General features: G+C 72.6%; 23 protein-coding genes and 1 tRNA gene. 16 read left to right on the top strand and 8 right to left on the bottom strand.

Going from position 1 to position 26,231, the window contains the following annotated elements; genetic code table 11:
• Positions 1-79: 79 nt before the first annotated feature.
• Together ACZ3ZE_RS04860 and glmS are read left to right on the top strand one after the other, a co-directional pair.
• Positions 80-355, top strand: coding sequence for a hypothetical protein (locus ACZ3ZE_RS04860; RefSeq protein ID WP_351662955.1), 276 nt, complete (start codon positions 80-82; stop codon positions 353-355).
• A gap of 41 nt (positions 356-396) precedes the next feature.
• Positions 397-2,214: a glutamine--fructose-6-phosphate transaminase (isomerizing) gene (gene glmS / locus ACZ3ZE_RS04865; RefSeq protein WP_361162875.1), complete on the top strand. Its 1,818-nt coding sequence runs from the start codon at positions 397-399 to the stop codon at positions 2,212-2,214.
• A 135-nt stretch (positions 2,215-2,349) separates the two neighbouring features.
• On the opposite strand, the gene ACZ3ZE_RS04870 is transcribed toward glmS, so the two are convergent.
• Together ACZ3ZE_RS04870 and ACZ3ZE_RS04875 are read right to left on the bottom strand one after the other, a co-directional pair.
• A complete protein-coding gene (locus ACZ3ZE_RS04870; protein ID WP_361162873.1) occupies positions 2,350-2,913 on the bottom strand; it encodes a GPR1/FUN34/YaaH family transporter in 564 nt (187 codons plus the stop codon).
• Positions 2,914-3,066: 153 nt separating this feature from the next.
• The gene (locus tag ACZ3ZE_RS04875) at positions 3,067-3,588 is read right to left on the bottom strand and encodes a universal stress protein (protein WP_329420805.1); all 522 of its coding nucleotides are present in this window, start codon (positions 3,586-3,588) and stop codon (positions 3,067-3,069) included.
• 329 nt (positions 3,589-3,917) lie between these two features.
• Here ACZ3ZE_RS04875 and ACZ3ZE_RS04880 point away from each other — a divergent pair, with 329 nt between their 5' ends.
• From ACZ3ZE_RS04880 to ACZ3ZE_RS04915, 8 genes are all read left to right on the top strand, one after another.
• Positions 3,918-4,259, top strand: coding sequence for a hypothetical protein (locus tag ACZ3ZE_RS04880; RefSeq protein WP_467257343.1), 342 nt, complete (start codon positions 3,918-3,920; stop codon positions 4,257-4,259).
• Positions 4,260-4,566: 307 nt separating this feature from the next.
• Entirely contained in the window at positions 4,567-5,739 is a 1,173-nt protein-coding gene (locus ACZ3ZE_RS04885; protein WP_361162871.1) for a helix-turn-helix domain-containing protein, read from the top strand.
• 144 nt (positions 5,740-5,883) lie between these two features.
• Positions 5,884-6,486 carry an oligoribonuclease gene (gene orn / locus ACZ3ZE_RS04890; RefSeq protein ID WP_361162869.1) on the top strand — a complete coding sequence of 201 codons (603 nt, stop codon included), beginning with the start codon at positions 5,884-5,886 and terminating at the stop codon, positions 6,484-6,486.
• A gap of 105 nt (positions 6,487-6,591) precedes the next feature.
• Positions 6,592-6,664: transfer RNA gene (locus tag ACZ3ZE_RS04895), tRNA-His, on the top strand.
• Between the two features lie 215 nt (positions 6,665-6,879).
• A complete protein-coding gene (gene aspT / locus ACZ3ZE_RS04900) occupies positions 6,880-8,562 on the top strand; it encodes an aspartate-alanine antiporter (protein WP_361162867.1) in 1,683 nt (560 codons plus the stop codon).
• A gap of 42 nt (positions 8,563-8,604) precedes the next feature.
• Entirely contained in the window at positions 8,605-10,308 is a 1,704-nt protein-coding gene (gene aspT / locus ACZ3ZE_RS04905; RefSeq protein WP_361162865.1) for an aspartate-alanine antiporter, read from the top strand.
• A gap of 21 nt (positions 10,309-10,329) precedes the next feature.
• Positions 10,330-11,982, top strand: coding sequence for a bifunctional aspartate transaminase/aspartate 4-decarboxylase (locus ACZ3ZE_RS04910; protein WP_363292925.1), 1,653 nt, complete (start codon positions 10,330-10,332; stop codon positions 11,980-11,982).
• Positions 11,983-12,194: 212 nt separating this feature from the next.
• Positions 12,195-12,980, top strand: a complete 786-nt coding sequence (locus ACZ3ZE_RS04915; RefSeq protein ID WP_467257345.1) for an alpha/beta fold hydrolase — start codon at positions 12,195-12,197, stop codon at positions 12,978-12,980.
• A 124-nt stretch (positions 12,981-13,104) separates the two neighbouring features.
• Here the strand turns inward: ACZ3ZE_RS04915 and ACZ3ZE_RS04920 are convergent, their stop codons facing one another.
• From ACZ3ZE_RS04920 to ACZ3ZE_RS04930, 3 genes are all read right to left on the bottom strand, one after another.
• Positions 13,105-14,607 (bottom strand): glycoside hydrolase family 18 protein, encoded by a 1,503-nt coding sequence (locus ACZ3ZE_RS04920; protein WP_467257347.1) that lies wholly within the window; start codon positions 14,605-14,607, stop codon positions 13,105-13,107.
• A 171-nt stretch (positions 14,608-14,778) separates the two neighbouring features.
• Positions 14,779-16,182 (bottom strand): HAMP domain-containing sensor histidine kinase, encoded by a 1,404-nt coding sequence (locus ACZ3ZE_RS04925; RefSeq protein WP_361162857.1) that lies wholly within the window; start codon positions 16,180-16,182, stop codon positions 14,779-14,781.
• Positions 16,179-16,880 carry a response regulator transcription factor gene (locus ACZ3ZE_RS04930; protein ID WP_132914248.1) on the bottom strand — a complete coding sequence of 234 codons (702 nt, stop codon included), beginning with the start codon at positions 16,878-16,880 and terminating at the stop codon, positions 16,179-16,181. The genes ACZ3ZE_RS04925 and ACZ3ZE_RS04930 overlap by 4 nt, the downstream gene beginning before the upstream one ends.
• A gap of 34 nt (positions 16,881-16,914) precedes the next feature.
• Here ACZ3ZE_RS04930 and ACZ3ZE_RS04935 point away from each other — a divergent pair, with 34 nt between their 5' ends.
• A complete protein-coding gene (locus ACZ3ZE_RS04935) occupies positions 16,915-17,511 on the top strand; it encodes a hypothetical protein (RefSeq protein ID WP_467257349.1) in 597 nt (198 codons plus the stop codon).
• Positions 17,512-17,544: 33 nt separating this feature from the next.
• Here ACZ3ZE_RS04935 and ACZ3ZE_RS04940 read toward each other — a convergent pair whose 3' ends face one another.
• Both ACZ3ZE_RS04940 and ACZ3ZE_RS04945 read right to left on the bottom strand, forming a co-directional pair.
• Entirely contained in the window at positions 17,545-18,420 is an 876-nt protein-coding gene (locus ACZ3ZE_RS04940; RefSeq protein WP_361162853.1) for a spermidine synthase, read from the bottom strand.
• A gap of 65 nt (positions 18,421-18,485) precedes the next feature.
• Positions 18,486-18,923, bottom strand: a complete 438-nt coding sequence (locus tag ACZ3ZE_RS04945; RefSeq protein WP_361162851.1) for a hypothetical protein — start codon at positions 18,921-18,923, stop codon at positions 18,486-18,488.
• A gap of 224 nt (positions 18,924-19,147) precedes the next feature.
• Between ACZ3ZE_RS04945 and ACZ3ZE_RS04950 the strand changes: the two genes are divergently transcribed.
• A complete protein-coding gene (locus ACZ3ZE_RS04950) occupies positions 19,148-20,434 on the top strand; it encodes a tetratricopeptide repeat protein (RefSeq protein ID WP_361162849.1) in 1,287 nt (428 codons plus the stop codon).
• Positions 20,435-20,463: 29 nt separating this feature from the next.
• On the opposite strand, the gene ACZ3ZE_RS04955 is transcribed toward ACZ3ZE_RS04950, so the two are convergent.
• Positions 20,464-21,057: a histidine phosphatase family protein gene (locus tag ACZ3ZE_RS04955; protein ID WP_361162847.1), complete on the bottom strand. Its 594-nt coding sequence runs from the start codon at positions 21,055-21,057 to the stop codon at positions 20,464-20,466.
• A 138-nt stretch (positions 21,058-21,195) separates the two neighbouring features.
• On the opposite strand from ACZ3ZE_RS04955, the gene ACZ3ZE_RS04960 reads away from it, so the two are divergent.
• From ACZ3ZE_RS04960 to ACZ3ZE_RS04975, 4 genes are read left to right on the top strand one after another with little or no spacing between them, the layout of a single operon-like run.
• The gene (locus ACZ3ZE_RS04960; protein WP_361622327.1) at positions 21,196-22,077 is read left to right on the top strand and encodes a phosphatase PAP2 family protein; all 882 of its coding nucleotides are present in this window, start codon (positions 21,196-21,198) and stop codon (positions 22,075-22,077) included.
• Positions 22,010-23,161, top strand: coding sequence for a hypothetical protein (locus ACZ3ZE_RS04965; protein ID WP_361162843.1), 1,152 nt, complete (start codon positions 22,010-22,012; stop codon positions 23,159-23,161). The genes ACZ3ZE_RS04960 and ACZ3ZE_RS04965 overlap by 68 nt, the downstream gene beginning before the upstream one ends.
• The gene (locus ACZ3ZE_RS04970; RefSeq protein ID WP_467257352.1) at positions 23,152-24,735 is read left to right on the top strand and encodes a hypothetical protein; all 1,584 of its coding nucleotides are present in this window, start codon (positions 23,152-23,154) and stop codon (positions 24,733-24,735) included. Before ACZ3ZE_RS04965 ends, ACZ3ZE_RS04970 begins: the two co-directional genes overlap by 10 nt.
• Positions 24,732-26,075 (top strand): AAA domain-containing protein, encoded by a 1,344-nt coding sequence (locus ACZ3ZE_RS04975; RefSeq protein ID WP_361622322.1) that lies wholly within the window; start codon positions 24,732-24,734, stop codon positions 26,073-26,075. Before ACZ3ZE_RS04970 ends, ACZ3ZE_RS04975 begins: the two co-directional genes overlap by 4 nt.
• Positions 26,076-26,231 lie beyond the last annotated feature (156 nt).

Below are 26,231 nucleotides of genomic sequence, written 5' to 3' on the forward strand. Positions count from 1 at the left end.
AGGTGTGATCATGACGCCTTCTGCCCGATATCGGGCAGGATTCTTGCAATGCCCCTCGAGTACCCCTCAGTATTCACGGGTGCTCGAACGCCGACCGTCGCACGACGACCTCATCGACCATCTGGTCCGCAGCACCGCGCTCCAGCGCGGTGAGGCCGCCCGGGTGGTGCTCGACGTGCTGGCGTACTTCGACGAGTCGACCGAGGACTTCGTGCGGCGCCGCCACCGCGAACTCCAGTCCGGCGGTTCCGTCAACGCCGAGATCTTCGAGCGGATCGCGGGCGAACTCCCGCACCGCGCGGTGGCACCGCCGGAGCTCTCGCTCCGGCAGCTGCGCCGCATCGTCTACGGCTGAGTCGGCCGGGCCCATCCACTGACCTTGGAGGATCAGCACCTGTGTGTGGAATCGTCGGATACATCGGCAGGCGTGACGTGGCCCCGCTGCTGCTCGAAGGACTGCAGCGGCTGGAGTACCGGGGTTACGACTCCGCCGGCATCGTCGTCACCAGCCCGAAGGCCGCCGGCCTGAAGATGGTCAAGGCCAAGGGCCGGGTCCGCGACCTGGAGGCCCGCGTCCCCAAGCGCTTCGCGGGCACCACCGGCATCGCCCACACCCGCTGGGCCACCCACGGCGCCCCGAGCGACGTGAACTCGCACCCGCACATGGACGCCGAGAACAAGGTCGCCGTCGTCCACAACGGCATCGTCGACAACGCCGCCGAGCTGCGCGTCAAGCTGGAGTCCGAGGGCGTCGTCTTCGTCTCCGAGACCGACACCGAGGTCATCGTCCACCTGATCGCCCGCTCCCAGGCCGACTCCCTGGAGGAGAAGGTCCGCGAGGCGCTCAAGCACATCGAGGGCACCTACGGCATCGCCGTGATGCACGCCGACTTCAACGACCGCATCGTGGTGGCCCGCAACGGCTCCCCGGTCGTCCTCGGCATCGGCGAGAAGGAGATGTTCGTCGCCTCCGACGTCGCCGCCCTGATCGCCCACACCCGCCAGGTCGTCACCCTCGACGACGGCGAGATGGCCACCCTGAAGGCCGACGACTTCCGCACGTACACGACGACGGGCGCGTCCACCACCGCCACCCCGGAGACCGTGGAGTGGGAGGCCGCCTCGTACGACATGGGCGGCCACGACACGTACATGCACAAGGAGATCTCCGAGCAGCCCGACGCGGTCGACCGCGTGCTGCGCGGCCGGATCGACGACCGCTTCTCCACCGTGCACCTCGGCGGCCTGAACCTGGACGCCCGCGAGGCCCGCGGCATCCGCCGGATCAAGATCCTCGGCTGCGGCACCTCGTACCACGCCGGTCTCATCGGCGCCGGTCTGATCGAGTCCATGGCCCGCATCCCCGCCGACGCCGAGCCGGCCTCCGAGTTCCGCTACCGCAACCCGGTCGTGGACCCCGACACCCTGTACATCGCCGTCTCCCAGTCCGGTGAGACCTACGACGTGCTGGCCGCCGTCCAGGAGCTGAAGCGCAAGGGCGCCCGCGTCCTCGGCGTCGTCAACGTGGTCGGCTCCGCCATCGCCCGCGAGGCCGACGGCGGCGTGTACGTGCACGCCGGCCCCGAGGTCTGCGTCGTCTCCACCAAGTGCTTCACCAACACGGTGGTCGCCTTCGCGCTGCTCGCCCTGCACCTCGGCCGCATCCGCGACCTGTCCGTCACCGACGGCAAGCGGATCATCGAGGGCCTGCGCAAGCTGCCCGGCCAGATCGAGGAGATCCTCAAGAGCGAGGACGAGATCAAGAAGCTGGCCAAGGAGTACGCCGGCGCCCAGTCGATGATGTTCATCGGCCGCGTCCGGGGCTACCCGGTCGCCCTGGAGGCCTCCCTCAAGCTGAAGGAGATCTCCTACATCCACGCCGAGGCCTACCCCGCCTCCGAGCTGAAGCACGGCCCGCTCGCCCTCATCGAGCCGGCCCTGCCGACGGTCGCCATCGTCCCCGACGACGACCTCCTGGAGAAGAACCGTGCCGCCCTGGAGGAGATCAAGGCCCGCAGCGGCCGCATCCTCGCGGTCGCGCACCAGGTCCAGGAGAAGGCCGACCACACCATCGTCGTGCCGAAGAACGAGGACGAGCTCGACCCCATCCTGATGGGCATCCCGCTCCAGCTCCTCGCCTACCACACGGCGCTCGCCATGGGCCGCGACATCGACAAGCCGCGCAACCTGGCCAAGTCCGTCACGGTCGAGTAGCGGCCCCGGGCCTGTCCCCCGGAGCCCCGCACCTCGTGGGCCTGTCCCCCACGAGGCTCGGCCGGACACCACAGCGGTCCCCGTGCATCCCAGGTGCACGGGGACCGCTGCTTTTTTGTGCCTCCTGCCGGGTGCTCAGCCCGCGGCGGCCGCCCCGCGGCCCGCGCGGGCCACCGAGGTGGGCCAGCCGGCCACCGCGGCCGTGGCGCCGTACCAGGCCGCGAGTCCGGCGACCGCGGCCACCCAGCCGCCCGCCTTGCCGAGGCCCGCGTTGTCGGCGAGGGCGCCGATGCCCAGGAGCAGCAGGGCGACGAACAGGAGCCCGTACACGCCCTGTCCGAAGAGCCCGCTGCCGCCGGCGGCGAGGGTCAGGGTGAGCGCGAGCAGCGCCCACAGCAGCAGGAAGAGCCCGGCGGCCTCGGACGACCCGTCGCCGCCGACGCCGGTGCCCCAGGTGAACCAGAAGGCGCCGAGCGCCGCGTACGCCGTGCCCGTACCGGTGTCGCCGGCGCGCAGGGCGAGCAGGCCGACGAGGAACAGGGCGACGCCGCCGACGAAGGTGGCGAGACCGGCGGCGTCGGCGGGGCCGACGTGGTCGATCACGCCGGTGGAGCCGATGCCGAAGGCGAGGAGGGTCAGTCCGAGGGCGAGGTTTCCGAGCGTGGAGGTGGTGTTTCCCGCGGCGGCTTCGTTGGACACGGCGGGCTCCCTTCAGGAGTGCAGTTGTGCTGCTTGGGCCACTTTGTTCCGGTGACCTTTATCTACCCTTCACAAGCGCACAATTCACCTGAGGAAGGCCGAAATATTGGCCGGATCAAGGGAGTTGAGGGAGAGTCAGGTGGTACGCGACGCCTACGGGATCACGATGACCGGGCGCTGGGCCCGCCGCGCGAGCCGCCCCGCGACCGAGCCGAAGATCCGCCCGACGATGCCGTGCGTCGAGCCGACCACGATCGCGTCGGCCGAGTACTCCCGGCCGACCTCCTCCAGCTCGTGGCAGATGTCCCCGCCGCGCTCGACCAGGATCCAGGGCACCTCCGAGAGGTGCTCGGCGCAGGCGAGCTCCAGGCCGAGGACCTCGGTGCGGTGGTCCGGCACGTCGACGAAGACCGGCGGTTCACAGCCGGCCCACACGGTGGTGGGCAGCCGGTTGGCGACATGCACGATGATCAGGCCCGACGCCGAGCGACGGGCCATGCCGATCGCGTAGGCGAGGGCGCGCTCACTGGACGTGGAGCCGTCGAAGCCGACGACGACTCCGTGCCGGAAGGCCGGGTCGCAGGCGTGACGTGGCTGTTCTACCGCGAGGGGGTCGACCGTGGAGTCGGCGACGCGCTTGCGGTCCGCGGGTTCGGGGAATTCGTGACCGGCCATCGGTGTCTCGGCGAAGAGAGTCCTCTTGGGAGGGACGGAAGGGGAGAGCGGAACAACAATTGGCGGCGGAGCTGTGTCCGGGAATCATCTTCCCAAGCCCATACCCCCAAGGGTACGGCGGCACTCCTCTCCTGCCCAGGGATGCCGCCGGCGCCCGTAGGCGTTCCAGGGAGCATGCACGAGCCCCGCGGCGTAGCGCAATGCCGCTTGTGCCCTACAGGTGTCGGCGCGGGTGTCGGCACGGGGGCCAAACGGACGCCTCCCGCAGTGACCGGAACGTTCCGTTCCTCGTTCCCACGGGTCACGCCACCGTCGCAGGGAGTCCGCCCGTGCCCGCACCCTCAGCCGCCCCTGCCGCCGCCCCCGCCGAGCCCCCCTCCCGGCCCGCACGGACCCCTGCCCCGCGCGGGCGCCGGCGGGCGCCGGAGGAGGAGCCGGGCAGCCCCGGGCCGGACGCGGCGAACGACGTGACGCGCTGGGCGGTCTTCTGCTGTGCCCTCGTCCCGGTCGTCCTGGTGGTCTACGGGACCTCGCTCGGCGGCGCGGCCGGCACCGCCCTAGGGCTCGCCGCCGTGACGGCGGCCTGCCGGGTGCTGCTCCGGCGCTCGGAAAATGGGTTGCGCGCCGAGCGGGTAAGCCCCCGTACTGGCCCTGGACACCCGCGGAGTTGACAGGGTCGTACGGCGATTCCCATATGTTTTCAGCCAAGTTCCGGGTACCGGTGACCCTCTGGCCGAAGACCGCTCAACCCCCGTAGCGCTTGGCTGTACCGCTCTGGACTGGGTCGACCGATCGAATGCTTCACGCCATGTGCCCATGTCGACAATCCGTCGGGCGGAGAACTTGTCACCCCGGCGCCACGGGACGCAGTAGATTCGATCATGGGTACCGAAGACTGGGGTCTTGTGCAAAACCGAGGGGAAACGTGGCACAGCGACACGACCAGGGAGACGCCAACACCGAGGGGGGCTTAGCGTCATGAGCCAGGACCACTCCGTCGCACCGGAGGCGGTACGGAAGCTGTCCGGACGCCGCCGTCGCGAAGTCGTCGCGGTACTGCTGTTCAGCGGCGGGCCCATCTTCGAGAGCTCCATCCCGCTCTCCGTGTTCGGCATCGACCGTCAGGACGCGGGGGTGCCACGCTACCGGCTCCTCGTGTGCGCCGGCGAGGACGGACCCCTGCGGACCACAGGGGGACTCGAACTCACCGCGCCGTACGGCCTGGAGGCCATCAGCCGCGCCGGCACCGTCGTCGTGCCGGCCTGGCGCTCGATCACCTCGCCGCCGCCCCCGGAAGCGCTCGAAGCGCTCCGCCGGGCGCACGAGGAGGGCGCGCGCATCGTCGGCCTGTGCACGGGGGCGTTCGTCCTCGCCGCGGCCGGACTGCTCGACGGCCGCCCGGCGACCACGCACTGGATGTACGCGCCGACGCTCGCCAAGCGCTACCCGTCGGTCCACGTGGACCCGCGGGAGCTCTTCGTCGACGACGGCGACGTGCTGACCTCCGCGGGCACCGCCGCCGGCATCGACCTCTGTCTGCACATCGTGCGGACCGACCACGGCACGGAGGCCGCGGGCGCCCTGGCGCGCCGGCTGGTCGTCCCGCCGCGGCGCAGCGGCGGTCAGGAGCGCTACCTCGACAGGTCTTTACCTGAGGAGATCGGCGCCGACCCGCTGGCCGAGGTCGTCGCCTGGGCACTGGAGCACCTCCACGAGCAGTTCGACGTGGAGACCCTGGCTGCCCGCGCGTACATGTCACGGCGGACCTTCGACCGCCGGTTCCGCTCGCTGACGGGCTCCGCCCCGCTGCAGTGGCTGATCACCCAGCGGGTGCTCCAGGCACAGCGGCTCCTGGAGACCTCCGACTACTCCGTCGACGAGGTCGCGGGCCGCTGCGGCTTCCGCTCCCCGGTGGCGCTGCGCGGCCACTTCCGGCGCCAGCTCGGCTCCTCGCCGGCCGCCTACCGGGCCGCGTACCGGGCCAGGCGTCCACAGGGCGACGGCGGGACCGCGGTCCTCGACCCGGTCGTGCCGGCACAGATCGGCGCCGGGCCGCGGCGCCCGGTGAGCCCGCTGGAGCCGGGCAAACTGCCGACGGACGCCTTCGCCCACGGCCGCCCGGCCCTGCCGGGACAGCGCAGCGCGCCGTAGGCCACCCCGTACCGCGCCGCCACAAGCCGCGCACCGAGAAGACCGACGGGCCCCCGGGACACCTCCCCGGGGGCCCGTCGGGCATCCCCCGGGCGCTCCCCGGGCATCCCCCTCACCCCCAGGACACCCCCTAAGGTAGGACGCATGAACGATCGCATGGTGTGGATCGACTGCGAGATGACCGGGCTCTCGCTGACGGACGACGCACTCATCGAGGTGGCCGCACTGGTCACCGACTCGGAACTGAACGTGCTCGGCGAAGGTGTGGACATCGTGATCCGCCCGCCGGACGCCGCCCTGGAGACGATGCCGGACATCGTGCGCGAGATGCACACGTCCTCCGGCCTCCTCGACGCGCTCGCCGGGGGCACTACCCTCGCCGACGCCGAGGCCCAGGTGCTCGCCTACGTCCGCGAGCACGTGAAGGAACCCCGCAAGGCCCCGCTGTGCGGGAACTCGGTCTCCACCGACCGCGGCTTCCTCGCCCGCGACATGCCGGCCCTGGAGAACCACCTCCACTACCGGATCGTCGATGTCTCCTCGGTGAAGGAACTGGCCCGCCGCTGGTACCCGAGGGCGTACTTCAACAGTCCGGAGAAGAACGGCAACCACCGGGCGCTCGCGGACATCCGCGACTCCATCGCGGAGCTGCGCTACTACCGCGAGGCGGTCTTCGTCCCGCAGCCCGGCCCCGACTCGGAGACCGCGAAGCAGATCGCCGCCAAGTACGTCGTACCCGCGGAATGAGCCCCGCTCGCGCCCCTCGAACAACGCGGGCGCGAGCACCCTCAAACACCCTGTAGACTTCTTCTCGGCCGGTCGGGGAAACCTTCGGGAAAACCGCCGGTCGTGGTGGGTATAGCTCAGCTGGTAGAGCACCTGGTTGTGGTCCAGGATGTCGCGGGTTCGAGTCCCGTTACTCACCCTGATGGTGAAGGCCCCGGTTCGAAAGAACCGGGGCCTTCGGCGTTCCCGGCCCTTCTCCCCGCCGCGCGGGCGCCCGTTTCGGCGCACGACGCCCGGCCGGAAGTCGATCACCCTTTCGGGCGAGGCGGCGAACCCAGGCGCCGCCCGCGCTGTTAGCTTCCCCATATGTCCGATATTTTCACATTCATTCACCCGTGGGCGGGGTGAGGCCGGATGGGAGTCCTGCGTGACCATCCCGAACTGGCCCTCTTCCTCTGTCTCGCCCTCGGCTATCTCGTCGGCAAGCTACGGGTCGGACCCATCACCCTCGGCGGCATCTGCGGCACGCTGATCGTCTCGCTCCTGCTCGGCGCCTGGGCGAAGGTCACCATCTCCGACGACGTGAAGACGATCTTCTTCGCACTCTTCATCTTCTCGCTCGGCTACATGGCCGGACCCCAGTTCTTCTCCAACCTGAACAAGAAGAGCCTGCGCTTCTTCACCCTCTGCGCCATCGAGGTCGTCTGCGTCGTCGGCATCGCCCTCGGCCTGGCCGAGGCCTTCGACCTGGACGTCGGCACCGCCGCCGGCATCCTGGCCGGCGCCGCCACCGAGTCGGCGGTCGTCGGCACGGCCACCGAGTCCATCGGCAAGCTGAGCAACCTGACGCAGGAGCAGATCAGCACGTACCAGGGGCACGTGGCCACCGCGTACACGGTCTGCTACCTCTTCGGCCTCATCACCATCGTGATCTACACCAGCCAGATCATGCCGATGCTGCTGCGGATCAACCTCCGCGACGCCTCCCGCGAGCTGTGGGAGAAGATGCGCGGCGGCTCGGGCGGCCTGGAGGCCGACGAGCGCGAGGCGCTGCCCGGCATGGTCGGGCGCACCTTCCTCGTCACGCACGCCGACGGCACCCCCGTCTCGCAGCTGGAGCGGTCCAACGGCAGCCGGATCACCGTGGAGGCGGTGAAGCGGGGCAGCACGGTCCTCACCCCTCCCCCGCCGGACTTCGAGCTGACCCTCTCCGACCTGGTCCTCATGGTCGGCCGACGGTCCAACATCATCGCCGCCGGCCGGCACGTCGGCCCGGAGACCCCGGCCGTCCCCGGCCTGGACACCCCGCTCGCCACCACCCAGGTCTCCCTCACCGACAAGGCGGTCGTCGGCAAGTCCCTCGACACGCTCACCATCGAGCACCCGGAGTTCGGCAGCGGCGGGGTGTACGTCACCGACGTGCTGCGCAACGACCAGCACCTGCCGGCCACCCCCGAGACCGTCGTGCACCGGGGAGACGTCCTCACCCTGGTCGGCTCCCGCTCGGGCCTGGGCCGACTGGCCTCGAAGGTCGGCGCGGTCGTCAAGAACGACGCCACCGACTTCATCTACCTGGGCTTCGGCATCGTCGTCGGTTCGCTCATCGGGCAGATCGTGGTCCGCTTCGGCGACGTCCCCATGTCGCTCGGCACCGGCGGCGGCTGCCTGATCTCCGGGCTGCTCTTCGGCTGGTTCCGCTCCCGCAAGCAGACCTTCGGCGCCTTCCCCCCGCAGGCCGCCACCACGATCAAGGACCTGGGCCTCGCGGTCTTCATCGCCTGCACGGGTCTGGTCTCGGGCCCCCAGGCCGGCCCGCTGCTCAAGGAGTACGGCGCGCTCCTGCCGTTCGCCGGGATCGCGATGGTCCTGGTGCCCGCGACGGTCTCGCTGATCGTCGGACGCAAGCTGCTGAACATCGAGAAGCCCCTGCTCATCGGCGCCATCGCGGGCCAGCAGTGCTCCACCCCGGCGATCACCTCGATCACGCAGGTGGCCCAGAGCTCGGTGCCGATGCTCGGCTACACGATCACCTACACGCTCTCGAACTTCCTGCTCCCCCTGACCGGCCCGCTGCTCGTCGGCATTCTCGGCGCGTGAGCGGAGCGTGAGAGGGCTCTCGGTGAGAGGACGCACCTCCCCATGATCGATTTCCTGAACAGGAACATCTTCCAGCCCCACCCCGAGCTGCTGATCTTCATCACGGTGGCGCTCGGCTTCCTCTTCGGCAAGCTGCGCTACAAGGCCATCGCCCTCGGCGCCGTGACGGGTTGCCTGGTGGCCGGGCTGCTGCTCGGCGCCCAGTTCAAGGTCACCATCGACGGCACGGTGAAGAACCTCTTCTTCACGTTGTTCCTGTTCGCCCTCGGCTACAAGGTCGGCCCGCAGTTCTTCCGCGGGCTGAAGAAGGACGGCATGCCGCAGGTCGTCAACGCCGTCGTCGTCTGCGTCACCGGCCTGCTGGTCTCCTGGGGCTTCGCCGTGATGCTCGGCTACGGCCCGGGCCTCTCGGCCGGCCTGCTCGGCGGCGCCCTCACCCAGTCCGCCGTGATCGGTGTCGCCCAGGACGCCATCGGCAACCTGCCGGGCCTGTCCGCCGCCCAGATGAAGAACGAGGAGAACCTGGTCGCGATCGGCTACGCGGTCACCTACCCGCTCGGCACGATCCTCTGCGCCATGCTCCTCGCCAACTTCCTGCCCAAGCTGTACAAGCGGGACCTGGCCGTCGAGTCGGCACAGCTCGCGAAGGAGATGGACGCGCCCGGGGACAACCCCGACCTGGCCGACGGCTACTACGAGGTCGTCCTGCGCGCGTACGAGATGGACCACTCCCCGCTGGTCGGGCGGACCATCGACGACTTCGAGAACCAGCAGAAGGAACTCGGGCAGCGGATCTACATCACCCGTGTCCGGCGCGAGGGCCAGATCCTCGAACACGACCAGCAGACGGTGCTGCGCTCGGGCGACGTGGTCGCCGTCAGCGCCCTGCGCGGCTCGCTGATCGACTTCGACGCCCGCACCCACATCGGCCCCGAGACCGACGACGTGGAGCTGCTCGGCTACCAGACCGAGACCCTGCACGTGGTGGCGTCCGAGAAGGCGCAGCTCGGCAAGACGGTCGCGGAGCTGCGGCGGGAGCCGTTCATGGTCGGTGTCTACGTCGACAAGATCTACCGGTCGGGCGCGGAGTTCCCGTACCGGCTCAACACGCGGCTGGAGCGCGGTGACACGGTCGTCCTGACCGGTCCGAAGCGGCTCGTCGACCCGGCGGGCAAGGCGATCGGCAAGCCGGTGCCGACCTCGTTCGCGACCGACATGCTGTGGGTCGGCCTCGGCGTCTTCCTCGGCGGCTGCCTCGGCATCCCGGCGCTGACCCTGTCGGGCGTGCCGATCTCGCTGTCGACGTCCGGCGGCGCGCTGATCATGGGTCTGGTCTTCGGCTGGATCCGCGGCAAGTACCCCACGTACGGCAACGTGCCGCCGGGCGCCCAGTGGTTCATGGACACCCTCGGCCTGTGCCTGTTCGTCGCGGTCGTCGGCATCAACGCGGGCCCCAGCTTCACCAGCGGCCTCTCGACGGCCGGCTGGGGGCTGCTCGTCTGGGGCGCGGTGGCCACCGTGATCCCGCTGATCGTGGGCTTCCTGGTGGGCCACTACGTCCAGAAGATCCGCTTCCCGATCCTCATGGGCGTGCTGGCCGGCGGCCAGACCACGACCGCGGCGATCGGCGCGATCAACGAACAGTCCAGATCGCAGGTCCCGACGCTCGGTTACACGATCCCCTACGCGGTGGGCAACGTGCTGCTGACCATCTGGGGCGCCGTGATCGTCATCCTCAACCACTGACCCAGCCCGAAAGGAACCACTGTGCCCAAGACCACGTTCACCCGCGAGGAGATCAAGTCCTTCGGGCAGCTCTCGCCGTTCGAGCTGAAGGACAAGTTCATCACCATCGCCAAGGCCGCCCAGGCCGACAAGCCCGGGCAGAAGGGCAAGTCCCAGGTCCAGATGCTCAACGCGGGCCGTGGCAACCCGAACTGGACGGCGACCAGCCCGCGCGAGGCGTTCTACGCGCTCGGCTACTTCTCGCTCGCCGAGTCGCGCCGGGTGTGGACCGCCGACGACCTGGGCGGCATGCCCGAACTCGCGGGATCGGGAGCGCGCTTCGACACCTTCGTGCGGCAGCACCCGGACCTGCCCGGGATCGAGCTGCTGCAGAAGAGCGTGGAGTACGCGGTCGAGCGCTTCGGCTTCGACAAGGACGCCTTCGTGCACGAGCTGACCGACAGCTCCATCGGCGACAACTACCCCGTACCGGACCGGATCCTCAGCCACACGGAGCAGATCGTCCGCGGCTACGTCGAGGACGAGATGTTCGGGGGGAAGCCGCCGGAGGGGAACGTCTCCTACATGGCGACCGAGGGCGGCACCGCCGCCATGTGCTACATCTTCGACTCCCTGATGAAGAACGGGATCCTGAAGAAGGGCGACCGGATCGCCCTCATGGTGCCGGTCTTCACCCCGTACATCGAGATCCCCGAGCTCGACACGTACGAGTTCGACGTCGTCCACGTCGAGGCCTCCCTCTTCGCGGAGACGGGCGTGCGCGAATGGCGCTACCCGGAGGAGGAGGTCGCCAAGCTGGCCGACCCGTCGGTCAAGCTGCTCTGCCTGGTCAACCCCTCCAACCCGCCGTCGCTCGCGCTCAGCCAGCGGGTCACGAACCAGATCAAGGACATCGTCGCGACGAGCAACCCGAACCTGGTGATCGTCACGGACGACGTCTACGGCACCTTCGTGCCGGGCTTCCGCTCCATCGCCGCCGACCTCCCGCAGAACACGCTGCTCGTCTACTCGTACTCCAAGCACTACGGGGCGACGGGCTGGCGGCTCGGCGTGATCGGCCTCAACGACGACAACGTCATCGACAAGATGATCGCCGAACTGCCGGCCGCGCAGAAGACGCGCCTGAACAAGCGGTACGGGACGCTGACCCTGGAGCCGGAGAAGATCCGCTTCATCGACCGCCTGGTCGCCGACTCCCGGCAGGTCGCCCTCAACCACACCGCCGGCCTCTCCCTGCCGCAGCAGGTGATGATGACCCTCTTCTCCCTCTTCGACATGCTGGAGGAGGGCCAGGCGTACAAGGAGCGGCTGCGGTCGATCGTGAACCAACGGCTCGACCTGCTCCTCGAAGGCGCCCAGATGAAGATCGCCGACGACAGGGCGCGCGCCGCGTACTACATCGAACTCGACCTCCTCGCGGAGGCGGAGCGGGTGCACGGCAAGGACTTCGCGGACTTCCTGGAGAAGAACTACGAGCCCGTCGACCCGCTGTTCCGGCTCGCCGAGCAGACCAGCGTGGTCCTCCTCAACGGCGGCGGCTTCGACGGGCCCGAGTGGTCGGTGCGGGTGTCGCTGGCCAACCTGGACGACCTCGACTACCTGAAGATCGGACACCACCTGCGGGGCATCTTCGACGACTACGCGGAGGAGTGGAAGACCTCGCGGGCGGGGTAGGGGGCGGGTGACGGGGCCGGGCAACGGGGTCGGGTGACGAGGTAGGGCGGCCGGGCCGTTGTCCACAGGGTGGAGACAATTCTGTAGCGGGCGTTAGGGAATCTGGTACGGTGAGGGCATCGCTGATTCCATAGCGTCCGCTACAGATATGCGGGCCCTGGCACGCGGACCCTGACCCGGCTCGCGTACGGCTCACCCACGGGGGGACTCTCATGACCACGCACACTCTGCTCCTGGCCCACGGCTCCGGCGGCGGCATCGACTCCCACTTCGGCCCGATCCGCGCGGCCCTGACCTCCGGCGGACGCCGGGTCGTCGGCTTCGACCTGCCCGGCGCCGGCGACGCACCGCGCGCCACCGCCCCGCTCGACCTGGACGCGCTCGCCGACGGTCTGGTGGCGGAGGCGGACGCGGCGGGGGCCGAGCGCTTCGCCGTCGCGGGCTATTCGCTGGGCACGACCGTCGCGGTACGCGCCGCCACGCGCCACCCGGAGCGGGTGACCGGACTGGTGCTGACCGCCCCCTTCGCCCGGGCCGACCACGCACTGCGCCAGGCCTCGTACCTGTGGCGGGACCTCGCCGAGAGCGGGCAGCACGAGCTGGTGGCCCGCCTCCTGGTGCCGCTCGTGTTCAGCCCGGCCATGCTCGACCCGATGAGCCCCGAGGTCGTCGAGGGCGTCGTGCGGCTCACCGCCGAGTCCGTCCCGGCGGGCACGCCGGACCACGCCGACCTGGTGACCCGGGCGGACGTGCGCGGGGACCTGGCCCGGGTGGGCGTGCCGACCCTCGTCATATCCACCACCGAGGACCGCCTCGTCTCCCCCGCCCTGCACCGCGCGGTCGCCGCGGGCATCCCGGGCTCCCGCCTGACCGAACTGACCACGGGACACGCCCCGTTCGCGGAGAACCCGGCGGCCTGGGGGAAGCTGACGGTGGAGTTCCTGGAGGAGCTGGAGGGTCTGGAGGGATGGGAAGGGCCCGTGGGGCTGGAGGGCTGATTCTTCGGCAGCCCCCGTGAAGGGGTGCGCGCCCCGGCCGGCGGTGGGGGTGGGTTTCCGGCCGGAGCGCGCGGTGTGGGGGGCGTGGGGGCTCTGGGGCCTGGGGGGGCTCGGGGGCTCGGGGCTACTTGTAGGCGCCGAAGGCCTTCGTGAAGGCGTAGGGCTGCTGGAGGATCGAGGAGCAGGTGGGGTCGGCGTAGCCGACCGCGCCGGACGCGCACTGCTTGTCGCGGGTCGAGGACCACATCGACAGCCAGCCGATGCCCTTGGACTTCGCGAAGTCCACCAGCTGGGTGGCGTCGTCGACCCTGAAGACCTCGGAGGCGACGTCGTTGACGCCGATCATCGGGGTGACGGCGACGGCCTTCCAGGCGGCCGTGTCCGACAGGCCGAGGACGCCCTTGATCTGGGCCTGGGTGGCGGTGGCCGCCGAGATCGCGTACTGGCCCATGTCGCCGCTGTAGGCCGGGCCGTAGTCCATCGCCATGATGTTGACGGCGTCGACGCGGACCCCGTTCCGCTTGGCGTCGGCCAGCAGGTCCACGCCGGGCTGGGTGAGGCCCTCGGGCATGACGGGCAGCGTGAAGGAGACGTCGAGGCCCGGGTGGGACTTCTGGAGCTGCGCGATGGCCTGCGAGCGGCGGGTGTTGGCGGCGGTGTCCGGGAGGGCCGCGCCCTCGATGTCGAAGTCGACCTTGGTGAGCTTGTACTGGTCGACGACCTTGCCGTACGCGGCGGCCAGCGCGGTGGACGAGGAGCAGTTCAGGGCGAGTTCGTGGCCGGCCGCGCCGCCGAAGGAGACCCGGACGTCGCCGCCCTTGGCCCGGAGGGCGCCGATCTGGGCGGCGACCTTGTCGGAGGCCAGGTCGGTGACCCCGCCCCACAGCGGCGCGCAGCTGCCGCCCGAGGTGACGAAGGCGAGGTTGAACTCCTTGACGCCGGTCTGGGCGACGGTGGAGAGCAGGTCGTACGAGGGGTAGAGGGAGGTGTCGACGTACGGGGCGAACCTGGCGGTGCCCGTGCCGGGCGGGGTGGTGGCCGTCGCGGTGGGGGACGGGGTGACGGTGGCGGGCGCGGTGGGGGTCGCGGGCGCGGTGGGCGTGGCCGTCCTGGTGGGGGTCGCCGTGGCCGTGGGGGCGGCGGTGGCGGTGGGCTGCTCGGTGGGGCGGCCGCTCGGGGTGGGGGTGGCTCCGCCGGCCGAGCAGGCGGCCTTGTTGATGAGGCAGCCGACCGGGTCGCCGGCGGTGCCGGCGGCGGAGGTGACGAAGCCGACGGTGACGGACTGGCCGGGGGCGAGCTGCCGGTTCCAGCTCGCGGGCCTCACGGTGACGTGGCGGCCGGAGACGGTGTGGTCGCCGTTCCACAAGGAACCGATGACGGTCCCGGCGGGCAGGTCGAACTCCAGGGTCCAGTCGGACTGCGGGGCGGCGGTCTCGTTGGTGATGACGTACTGGCCGGTGTAGCCGCCGGTCCAGGCACTGGTCCTGGTGTAGGCGGCGCCGACGGCGGCGGCCTGGGCGGTTCCGGTGAGCGCGAAGGCGGCGCCGCCGATCACCGCGGCGGCGACGACCACGCCGACGGCCCTGGTCCTGCCGCTCATCCTGCGCCGGTGCGAACTGGTGCCCATCGCGTGCCTGCCTCTGCGTGCCGGGGGTGGGGGGTGTGGTGGGGGTGCGGCAGCACGCTAGCGACAGGGAAACGGACAAAGGACCCCAAGGAGGCCAGGGTTGAGGATTCTTAGGCTCCGCTTAAGGGAGGCATCGGGACGCCGAAAGGTTGGGGCCCCGTACGCCGCCCGTCAGACCTTCTGGCGCCGTCCGCGGCGCCCCGCGCCCGACTCGGCGCGGCGGCTGCGGCGGTCCCTGCCACCGGCGGGGCGGCGCCCGTCGAGGCCGATCCAGATGCGCACCTCGGTGCCGCCGAGCACCGAGTGCCCGATGCGCACGTCGCCGCCGGTGGACTCCGCCATGCGGCGCACGATGTCGAGGCCGAGCCCGGTGGAACCGTCCCGGCCGCCGCTGTTGCCGCGGGCGAGCGCGGCGGCGGGGTCGGCGATGCCGGAACCGGCGTCGGAGACCAGGATGATGACGGCGTCGTCGCCGTTGTGGACGTCGACCGAGAAGGCGGTGCCCATGCGGGTGTGCCGGAAGACGTTGCCGAGCAGCGCGTCGAGCGCGGCGACGAGTTCGGGCCGGGCGACCGGGATGCGGACGGGCCGCTCGATGCCCGCGACCCGTACCTTGCGGTCCTCGTCCTCGGCGAGCGCCGACCAGAAGTCCATCCGCTCGCGCACCACTTCGGAGGCGTCGCAGCCGGCCAGGGGCGCGCTCGGCTGGGTCTGCGGCTTGGCCTCGCGGGCGGTGCGGATGATCGTGTCGACCTCGCGTTCCAGCTGTTCGACGGCGGCCCGGGTCTGCTCGGCCGCGGGACCCGAGCCCAGCGAGGCCGCGTTGAGCCGGAGCACGGTCAGCGGGGTGCGCAGCCGGTGGGAGAGGTCGGCGGCGAGTTCGCGCTCGTTGGCGAGGAGCTGCACGACCTGGTCGGCCATCGAGTTGAAGGCGGTGGCGGCGGACCTGAGCTCCGGCGGCCCCTCCTCGGGGACCCGGGCGCCCAACTTGCCCTCGCCCAGCTCGTGGGCGGCGCGCGCGAGGCGCTGGGCGGGCTGGACCATGCGCACGCCGAGCCGGTCGGCGACCGCGAGGGAGCCGACGATGAGGGCGACCCCGACGGCGGCGAGGACCAGCCAGGCGGTGGCGACGCCGTTGGTGACCTCGCCCTCGGGGACGAAGAGTTCGACGATGGCGACCTGTCCGGAGCTGACCGCGGTGGGCTGGAGCAGCACGAAGCCGCCCGGCACCTCGGCGATGGTGGCCCGGCCCAGCGAGCGGGTGGTGGCCAGGCTGGCGTCGGTGGCGCGCCGGGTGCCGATCTCGACGCCCTCGGTGCCGGGTTCGCCGGGCGAGGGGAGGTGGACGGCGAGCCGGCCCTCGGCCCCGTCGTCGGTGGTGGCGACGGCCCGGTCCAGCTGTTCGCGGTCGGCGGTGATGGCGAGGACGGGCGCGAGTCCGGCGGCGCGGCGCTCGGCGTTGGAGAACGCCCGGTCCCTGGCCATCTCCTTGACGACCAGGCCGAGGGGTACGGCGAACGCGACGACGACCATGGCGGTGACGGCGAGCGACACCTTGACGAGCGCCCATCTCACGGCAGCGGCTCCAGCGGCGGTTCCAGCTTCACGCCCACCCCGCGCAGGGTGTGCAGATAGCGGGGCCGGGCGGCCGTTTCACCCAATTTGCGTCGCAGCCATGACAAATGTACGTCAATGGTCTGATCGTCCCCGTAGGACTGCTGCCACACCTCCGCGAGCAGCTCCTTGCGCGGCACGACCACCCCCGGCCGGCCGGCCAGGAAGGCGAGCAGGTCGAACTCCCGCCGGGTCAGGTCGAGCGGGGCGCCGTCCAGGGCCGCCTGACGGCGCAGCGGGTCGATGGCGAGCCCGCCGACCCGGATCTCCCGCGGCGGCGGCACCTCACCCGCCGAGGACCGGGCCCGGCGCAGCACCGCCGCCATCCGGGCGGACAGGTGCTCCACGGAGAAGGGCTTGGTCAGATAGTCGTCCGCGCCGTCGTTGAGCAGCCGGACGATCTCCGCCTCGTCGTCGCGCGCGGTCGCGATGATCACCGGCACGTCGGTGATGCCGCGCAGCATCTTCAGGGCCTCGGACCCGTCCAGATCGGGCAGTCCGAGGTCGAGGATGACCACGTCGAAACGGAAATGGGCGACCTCGCGCAACGCCTCCAGGGCCGTGCCGACGCTGCGCACCAGGTGCGACGCCTCGGTCAGATGCCGGATGAGGGCGGAGCGCACGAACTGGTCGTCCTCGACCACGAGCACACTTGCCATGGGCCGCACCGTACGCCATCCGGGGGATGGCAGTATGAGCCGGATGCGAAGAGGTCTGCTTCACGCGCTGGCGTGGTCGCTCGCCACGGGCGCCGCTGTCACGCTCTCCTGGTGGGGCGTGCACACGGTGCTCGCCGGCACGGTCTACGACCCGCCGCGCGCGCTGCCGATCCCGACCGGCGTCAGCACCGTCGACGGCTCCGGCCCGCTCGCCTCCTCGGCCCGCACCACCGGCTCCCCCACCACACCGCCGCCGGCACCCCCGGCCACCTCCCGGCCGCCGAGCTCCCCGCCCACGCCCCCGTCGCACCGCCCCACCAGCCCGAGGACCGCGACGAACGCCCCCGGTGGCACGGGCGGGACGGGCACCACCTCGGGCTCGGGCGGCGGCGCCGGGAGCACGGGGAACGTGAAGAGCTACGGCACCGACGGCGGCCGGGCCGTCTTCGACCTCGGCGCCTCCTCGGCCGAACTGGTCAACGCGACCCCCGAGTCGGGCTGGCAGATGCAGGTGTGGAAGCAGTCGACGTGGATCCGGGTCACCTTCACCAGGGACGGCCGGGAGATCTCGGTCTTCTGCCTCTGGCACGACACCGCGCCCCGCGTGGAGATCGAGGAACGCGCCGCCTAGAGCGGCCCCCGGGCCCCGGGCCTGCCCCGGCCCTCAGCGGAAGACGGACGCGGGCGGTACGGGCGAGGGCTTGGCGCTCGCGTCGGTGACCGGTGCCGCGCCGCCCGTGAAGTCGACGAGCGCCCGCCCGTGTTCGACCCGCCCGGCGTGCGGGTCGGTCGCGACCCGGCGGGTCAGCTCGGCCACCGGCAGCTCCCGGTCGGAGGCGAGCAGCACCGCGTTGCCGAAGCGGCGGCCGCGCAGCACCGTGGGGTCCGCGGTGAGCGCCAGCTCGGGGAAGACGGCGGCGGCGGTCGCGACCTGGCCGCGCAGATGGGCCAGCGGCGGGCCGTCGGCGAGGTTGGCCGCGTAGAAGCCGCCGGGCCGCAGCACCCGCCGTACCTCGGCGAGGAACTCCGTACTGGTCAGGTGGGCGGGCGTACGGGCCCCGCTGAACACGTCGGCGATGATCAGGTCCGCCCAGCCGTCCTGCACCTTGCCGAGCCCGGCCCGGGCGTCGGTGGAGCGGACCCGTATCCGGGCGGTGGCGTCGAGCGGCAGCTCGCGGCGGACCAGCTGCACGAGGGGCCCGTCGAGCTCCACGATCTGCTGGGTGGAGCGGGGCCGGGTGGCCGCGACGTACCGGGCGAGGGTGAAGGCTCCGCCGCCGAGGTGCACGACCTGGACGGGCCGGTTCGGCGGGGCGACGAGATCGGCGATGTGCCCGAGGCGCCGCTGGTACTCGAAGGTGAGGTGCGCGGGATCGTCGAGGTCGACGTGCGACTGCGGGGCGCCGTCTATGAGCAGCGTCCAGCCGCGGGGCCGCTCCCGGTCGGGTATGAGTTCGGCGAGCCCGCCGTCGACGGGCTCGACGACGGCGACGGCCGCTGCCGCCCGTTCCCGCTGTTTGTTCCTGGCCACGTGCCCCATTATCGACGCAGCCGGCCGGACACCGCCCGACAAGCCCCGAGGGGCCCGTGAAGACCCGCGGCCGCTCAGCGGCAGCCGTCGGCCGCCTCGATCAGCCGGGCCGCCTGGCCGAGCGCCTCGCGGAGCATCGCCGGGTCGGTGACCTCGCCGCTGTCGCCGGGCGGCAGCAGCCAGTCCGCGGGCCGGGGGGTGACGCCGTCCGGGCCGGGCAGCTCCGGCAGCTCCGGCAGGCGCAACCCCCGGCCCAGGGTCTCGGTGCACGCGCTGCCCGGCATGTCCCAGCCCGCCGCCGTCCCCGGCGGGACCAGGAAGCCGAGCGTGTCGCAGGCGCCGTCGTGCAGCACCGGGCCGACGGCGGGGGCACCGCCACGGCGCAGGATGTCCACGGCCTCCAGGCCCTGCCGGGCCGGCACGGTCACCAGGTCGCAGGGCTCGGCCGGGGACGCGCTCGCGTCGGGCGTCGGCGCGTGCCGCGCGGTGGACTGTGATGCGGTCTCCGCCATGGGACCCCTCCTCACTCCAGAGGAGACACGTTCCGTCTCTCCGCATGGTTCAACGCACGCGGGCGTCAACGGCTACGGCGGCACGCCGCCGCAAAGGATGGCAGTTCATGGCAGATCGCAGGTGAGATATCCGATTTGTTTGCAAACCCTGCGTGCACACCCGGTGACAGCGGGTACGTTCTTGCCCGGCCGGAACACCGGCAGCACCAGGAGAGGGCTCGGCCATGGCGTTGTCACGGGCAGTTCCCAATCTCGCCTTCCGCAGACTCCGCGGCCGGCACTCGCCGGGGGAGTTCGCCGCGATGGTCCGCCGGGCCGCGCGGGAGATCGGCGAGCAGGTCGCATGCGACGCCCGCTACATCGGGCGCGTGGAGGCGGGCGAGATCCGCTGCCCCAACTACGCGTACGAGCGGGTGTTCCTGCACATGTTCCCGGGACTGAGCCTGGCGGACCTGGGGTTCTCGGCGCGGGAGGCCGTTCGCGGCCGGCGGCCGGCCGTCCCGGCCGGGGCACCGCCGCCCCTCGCCATCACCACCCGGAACGATGAGGAGAGCGACGTGCTGCGTCGCGCATTCATGACCGGCGGCACCGCCACCGTGGCGGCCGCCTCGCTGGGACTCGGCGGCCCCGCCGTCGCCATCCCCGCCCCCCGTGGCGTCCACCGCGTCGGCGACGCCGAGGTACGCGCCGTCGAGGACGCCGTACGCCAGATCCGCCTGCTCGACGACCGGCACGGCGCCGACGGCCTCTACCAGCGGGCCACCCAGCCGCTGCGTACCGCCTACGCCCTGCTCGACGCGGGCGTCAGCGCCCGCCGCTCCACCGCCGACCGGCTGCACAACGGCGCCGGTGAGCTGGCCATCTCCGTCGGCTGGCTCGCCCACGACTCCGGCCGGCTCGACGACGCCCGCTCCCACTACGCCGAGGCCCTCGCCACCGCCCGGGTCGCCGGGGACTCCGCCCTGGAGGCGCACGCCTTCTGCAACACCTCGTTCCTGGCCAGGGACGCCGGCCGGTACCGGGAGGCGGTACGGGCCGCCCAGGCCGGGCTGCGGGCCGCGCAGCCGCTCGCCTCCGCCCGGCTGCTCACCCTGCTGACCCTGCGGGAGGCCGGGGCGTGGGCCGGGCTCGGCGAGCGCTCCGCCTGCGTCCAGGCCCTCGGCCGCGCCCACGACCTGTTCGCGCGCGGCCCCGGCGACAGCGACCCCGAGTGGATGTCCTTCTTCGGCGAGCCCGAGGTGGAGGCCCTGGAGGCCCAGTGCTGGTCGATGCTGGGCGACTGGTCCCGCGCGGCCCGGCACGCCCACCGGGCGATCGTGCTGCAGAACCCGCACTTCGCCCGCAACCTCGCCCTCTACCGGGCCCAGCTCGCCGGCAACCTCGCCCGCGCGGGCCGCCCCGAGGAGGCCGCGGCCCAGATGCAGCGGGTGGTGGACTCCCTGGACGGCGTCGACTCCGCCCGGATCCGCACCCTGCTCGCGGAGACCCGCCGGGTCCTCGCCGCCTACTGACGCCCGCCGGGCGCCGTGGGCGCCACCGCCTACTCCAGGTGCCCGGTGTCGTTCCAGCGCTCGATCGCGGGCGCCCCGTACGCCCAGCCGAGGACGGACAGGCTGGTCGGGTCGAGGCGGATGCGCGCGGCGAAGGAGACGTCCTCCCCCAGCCAGCGCGCGCCGATCGACCGCAGGATGTGCCCGTGCGCGAAGACCAGCACGTCGCGGTCGGCCGAACGGGCCCACTCGACGACCTGGTCGGCCCGCGCGGACAGCTCCGCCAGCGTCTCGCCGTCCGGGACCGCGTCGCGCCAGATGAACCAGCCCGGCCGGACGGCCTGGATCTCGGCCGGGGTCATCCCCTCGTACGCGCCGTAGTCCCACTCCATGAGCGCGTCCCAGTTCTCCGCGCGCTCGCCGAAGCCGGCGAGGTCGCAGGTCTCCCGCGCCCGCACCAGCGGGCTGGTGCGCACCTCGACCCCGTCGAGCCCGGCCCACGGGCCGCGGCTCAGGCGCTCGCCGAGCAGCTTGGCCCCGCGGCGGCCCTCGTCGAGCAGGGGGATGTCGGTCCTGCCGGTGTGCCGTCCCGACAGCGACCATTCGGTCTGGCCGTGCCGGGCGAGCAGGATGCGGGGTGCCATGGGGTCTCTCCGGTGGTGTCACGGAACGGGATGGCTCCCATCATCCTCCACGTGAATTCCGGGTGGCCTCCGGGCAACCTCGCACCACCCCCCGGCGTCCTCCCACGATCGGAGCACAAGCGGGGGGCGGGGACTCGGATGCGCGGACCACGGTGGTGGGCGGAGCTCGTACTGATCGGCGCGGTGTACGCGGCGTACTCCTGCGGGCGGCTGCTGGCCCGGGGCGACGTGGCCGGCGCGGTCGCCCACGGGCTCGCGATCCTGCGGATCGAGCAGAGTCTGGGGATCGACGCCGAGCATCCGCTCAACCGCCTGTTCACGGCGACGCCCGCGCTCGGCATCCCCGCCGACTTCGCCTACGCCTCACTGCACTACCTGGTCACCCCGGCCGTGCTGGTCTGGCTGTTCCGGCGCCGGCCCGCGCACTACCGGGCGGCCAGGACCTGGCTGATGGTCTCCACGCTGCTCGGCCTGATCGGCTTCACCCTGCTGCCGACCTGCCCGCCCCGGCTGCTCGACGCCGGTCACGGGTTCGTCGACACCATGGCGCGGTTCAGCGCGTACGGCTGGTGGGGCGGGGAGGCCAGCGCGCCGCGCGGGATGGGCGCGCTCACCAACCAGTACGCGGCGATGCCCAGCCTGCACGTGGGGTGGGCGCTGTGGTGCGGGGTGATGCTGTGGCGGTACGGGCGGACGCCGCTGTTCAAGGCGCTCGGCGTCGCCTACCCGCTGCTGACCGTGCTCGTGGTCATGGGCACGGCCAACCACTACTTCCTGGACGCGGTCGCCGGAGCGGCGGTGATGGGGGCGGGGCTGCTGCTCGCGCCGTACGCGACGCGGCTCGCGGACCGGGTCACGAAGCGGGTCCCCGGGCGGTCCCGAGGCGGGGTGATCGGGGTCGAATCCCCCCGAAACCCCCCGCTTGTCAGTGGCGGATGGGAGACTTCCGCGGGTGAGCACATCCCTCGGCAACGGTCCGCAGCGACCGGGGCAGACGACCGTTCGACATCAGCTCGCTGAGCTGCGCGGACCGGCCACCGTGCCGCGCCCGCTCGACGCGCGGGCGCTGGCCGCGCTTGCCGCCAACCCGGGCTGCCGGCGACGTGCGCTGCTCGACGGCGCCGGGGTCGACAAGACGGCGCTGGCCGAGAAGCTGGGCTCCCCCTCGGGCTTCGGCCAGTCGCAGTTCGCGATAGCGCGGGGCAACGCGTTCGAGGCGAAGGTCAAGGCGGACGGCGGGCGGGAGCTGCTGCGGCTCCTCGGCATCGAGGACCCGGCGGCCGTGGACCTGCCGGACCTGGCGGCGGCCGGGCCCCAGGGCCGGGCGGCGCGGACCGCGCTCGCACTGCGGGAGGCGACCGGGGCGGGCCGCTGGGCGCTCCTCGACCACCCGATGCTGGCCGTGGAGGTGGCGGGCGCCCCCGTCTACCTGGAGCCGGACGTGGTGGTGGTGCACCCCGACGGGCGGTGGACGGTCGTGGAGATCAAGTCCTTCCCGATGATCGACGGTTCGGCCGACGCGGCGAAGGTGGGCGCCGCGGCCCGCCAGGCCGCGGTCTACGTACTGGCCCTCGGCCGGATCGCCGCCGTCACCGAGGGCGCGCGGGTGGCGCACTCGGTGCTGCTGGTCTGCCCGAAGGACTTCTCCAACCTGCCGACGGCCTCCGCGGTCGACGTGCGCAAGCAGCTCTCCGTGACCAGGCGCCAGTTGGAGCGGCTGACCCGCATCGAGGAGATCGTCGAGGCGCTGCCCGAGGGCATCTCCTTCGACGTCGCGGAGTGCACGGCCGAGCAGTTGGCCGGCGCGGTGGAGGCCGTGCCGCACGCGTACGCGCCGGAGTGCCTGGCCGCCTGCGAGCTGGCCTTCCACTGCCGGGAGCGGGCGCGGGCCGCGGACGTGGTGGAGACCCTGGGGCGTTCCGTGCGCGGGGAGCTGGGCGGCCTGACGACGATCGGCGAGGTCCTGGCGGCGGCGCGCGGCGGTGGGGGTACCCCCTGCTCGAGCGAAGCCGAGAGCTTGGGGGAGGCGAACCCGGACGATCCGGCGGTGGCGGCCCTGCGCCGGGCGCAGGCGCTGCGGACGGAGGCGCTGGCATGCCGCTGATCTCCACGCTGGCCCGGATGGAGGCCGTCGAGTCGGGCCGGGCCCGCCCGCTGGCCACGGTCCGCCACCGGCACCTGTCCGAACGGCCCCTCGTCCTCGTACCGCTGACGACCGCCGGTGAGGCGGGGGCTCCGCTCGGGGCGCTGGTCGGCACCGACCCGGAGGAGCCGCGGCTGCTGGTGGTGCCGCAGCCGCGCGACCGGGACCTGCGCTTCGCGTTCCTGGCCGAGCTGGCCGACGCCGTCCTGCCGTACGTGGACTCGTTCGCGGACGTGGTGGAGGCGGCCGAGCGCTCCGAGACCGACCCGGAGACCGGCAAGAAGGTCAAGGTCGAGGTCGAACTGTGCGCGGACGCGCCGCAGTTGGTGGTGCCGGGCCGGGCGGCCGTCGAGTACGTACGGCTGCTCGGGCGCTCGACGCGGTTCCGGCGGACGGCCGAGCAGGACCCGGAGACGCCGTTCCCTGCGCCGCCGCGGGTGCCACTGCTCGGCCGCTGGCTGACGCACTACGGGGAGCGGGCCCGGGTGCCGGGCTCCTCGCTGCTGGTCGCGGCGACGGACCTGCTGAACCGGCACTGGGCGACGGGCCAGTCCTCCCTGGAGGACCAGCACCTGGGCGCGCTGCTGGCATGGATCGACCCGCCGGACGGCGAGTCCGGGGCGGAGGCGGCGCTGCGGGCGGAGCTCGGCCGGGACGCGCGCGGGCAGTTGCTGTGCCCGCCGGCCGGTCCCGCGACCGACCCGGCCTTCGACAACCGGCTGCTCGCCCCGGCGATCGAGCGCTACGACCGCGCCCGGCAGGCGCTGGGCGCCGCCGAGGACGGCGAGGCGGCCGAGGCGGCCCTGGGCGAACTGCACGGGGCCGAGCGGGAGATCCGCCGACTGCTCGTCACCCAGCTGAAGCCGACCTGGGACGCGGTGTGGCAGGCCCTCGGCCTGCTGCGGGAGCTCCCGGCGGGGGCGCGGGTCGCCGACCGCTGGACCCGCGACCGCTGGTCGTTCACGGGCCAGCGGGACCGGATCGCCGCGGGCGAGCCGCCGCAGCCGCGCCGGGACGACGCCGTGACCGCGGCGCGGAAGCTGGCGGCGCGCGAGCAGGCGCAGGGGCAGCTGGAGGCGCAGGAGGCGCTGGACGACCCGCTGGTCCTGGCGGGACGGCGGCTGGCGGGCGAGGCGTTCGTCGGGGAGGTGGTGGAGGTGACGATGACGCGCACGGAGAAGGGCCGCCCCCGCCCGCTGCTCACCGTCCGCACCGACGACCTGCCCCAGCTGGACGAGGGCGTGAAGGTGTACCGCTCGCTCGACGGCAAGCCGCAGACGGCGGAGTACGTCCGGCGGGAGCCCGACGGCGCCGTGGTGCTGCGGGTCACGGACCGGATGGGCCGCGCGAAGGAGCCCGCGGAGGGGTCGGTGCCGGAGAAGGGCGAGCGGATCGCCTGGACCCTGTTCGAGCACGAGGCACGGGTGGGCGCCAAGCTGCCGGACCCGGAGGAGACCCCGTGGACGCACGGTGGTCCGCCGCGCGCGGACGCCGTGGAACTGCCCGATGCCGTGACGCCGGAGGACGTGCTGTGAGCGTGGGCCGAGACCGCTTCGACCCCTCCGCGGAGGCCGCGCGGGCCACCCGGGACATCCTGGCCGACACGCTGCACGGGCAGTCCCGCGGCGTCGTCGTGGACTCGCCGCCGGGCGCGGGGAAGTCGACGCTCGTGGTGCGCGCCGCCCTCGAACTGGCCGAGGCGGGGCGCCCGTTGATGGTCGTCGCGCAAACCAACGCACAGGTGGACGACCTGGTCCTGCGGATCGCGGAGAAGCAGCCCGAACTGGCCGTGGGCCGACTGCACTCGAACGACTCCGATCCGTACGACAAGGCCCTCGACGACCTCGAACAGGTGCGGAAGTCGGCGAAGGCCGGGGACCTCGTGGGGCTTCCGGTGGTCGTGTCGACGGCCGCGAAGTGGGCGCACGTGAAGAACGTCGAGCCGTGGGCGCACGCGATCGTGGACGAGGCGTACCAGATGCGTTCGGACGCGCTGCTCGCGGTGGCGGGCCTGTTCGAGCGGGCGCTGTTCGTGGGCGACCCGGGGCAGCTGGACCCGTTCTCGGTGGTGGGCGCGGAACAGTGGGCGGGCCTCACGTACGACCCGTCGGCGAGCGCGGTCTCCACCCTCCTCGCCCACAACCCGCACCTCCCCCAGCACCGCCTCCCGGTCTCCTGGCGGCTGCCCGCCTCCGCGGCCCCCCTCGTGTCGGACGCCTTCTACCCGTACACGCCGTTCCGCAGCGGCACGGACCACGGCGACCGGCGGCTCTCCTTCGCGGTGCCCTCGGACGGCTCCGGCCCGGACCGGGTCCTCGACGAGGCGGCGGAGTCCGGCTGGGGCCTGCTCGAACTCCCGGCCCGGCACACCCCGCGCACCGACCCGGAGGCGGTCCACGCGATCGGCGCGGTGGTCCGCCGCCTCCTGGACCGCGGCGGCGCCGCGGTCTCGGAACGCTCCCCGGCCCCCTCCCCCCTCACCCCCGACCGCGTCGCCGTGGGCACCGCCCACCGCGACCAGGCCGCGGCGGTACGGGCGGAGCTCGCGCGACAGGGCGTGACGGGCGTGACGGTGGACACGGCCAACCGGCTCCAGGGCCGGGAGTACGACGTGACGGTCGTCCTCCACCCGCTCTCCGGCCGCCCCGACGCGACCGCCTTCCACCTGGAGACCGGCCGCCTCTGCGTCCTGGCCTCCCGCCACCGCCACGCGTGCGTCGTCGTCTGCCGCGAGGGCGTCGTCGACCTCCTGGACGAGCACCCGTCGACGGAGCCGGTCCAGCTGGGCGTGACGGTGAAGTTCCCGGACGGGTGGGAGGCGAACCACGCGGTCCTGTCGCATCTGGCGGAGCACCGGGTGAGGTGGGGGCCGTGAGGGACCGGGGATGAGCTGGGGGCCGTGAGGGACCGGCGATGAGCTGGGGGCCGTGACGGGCCGGGCCGGGGGGAGCCGGGTGAGCCGGGGTGAGCCGGCGGCCGGGGCCGGGGTGCGCGGCTCGGGTGGTGGGCGCGTTGCGCGCGTCGCGCGCCG

Source organism: Streptomyces sp. NPDC023157 (assembly GCF_055560575.1).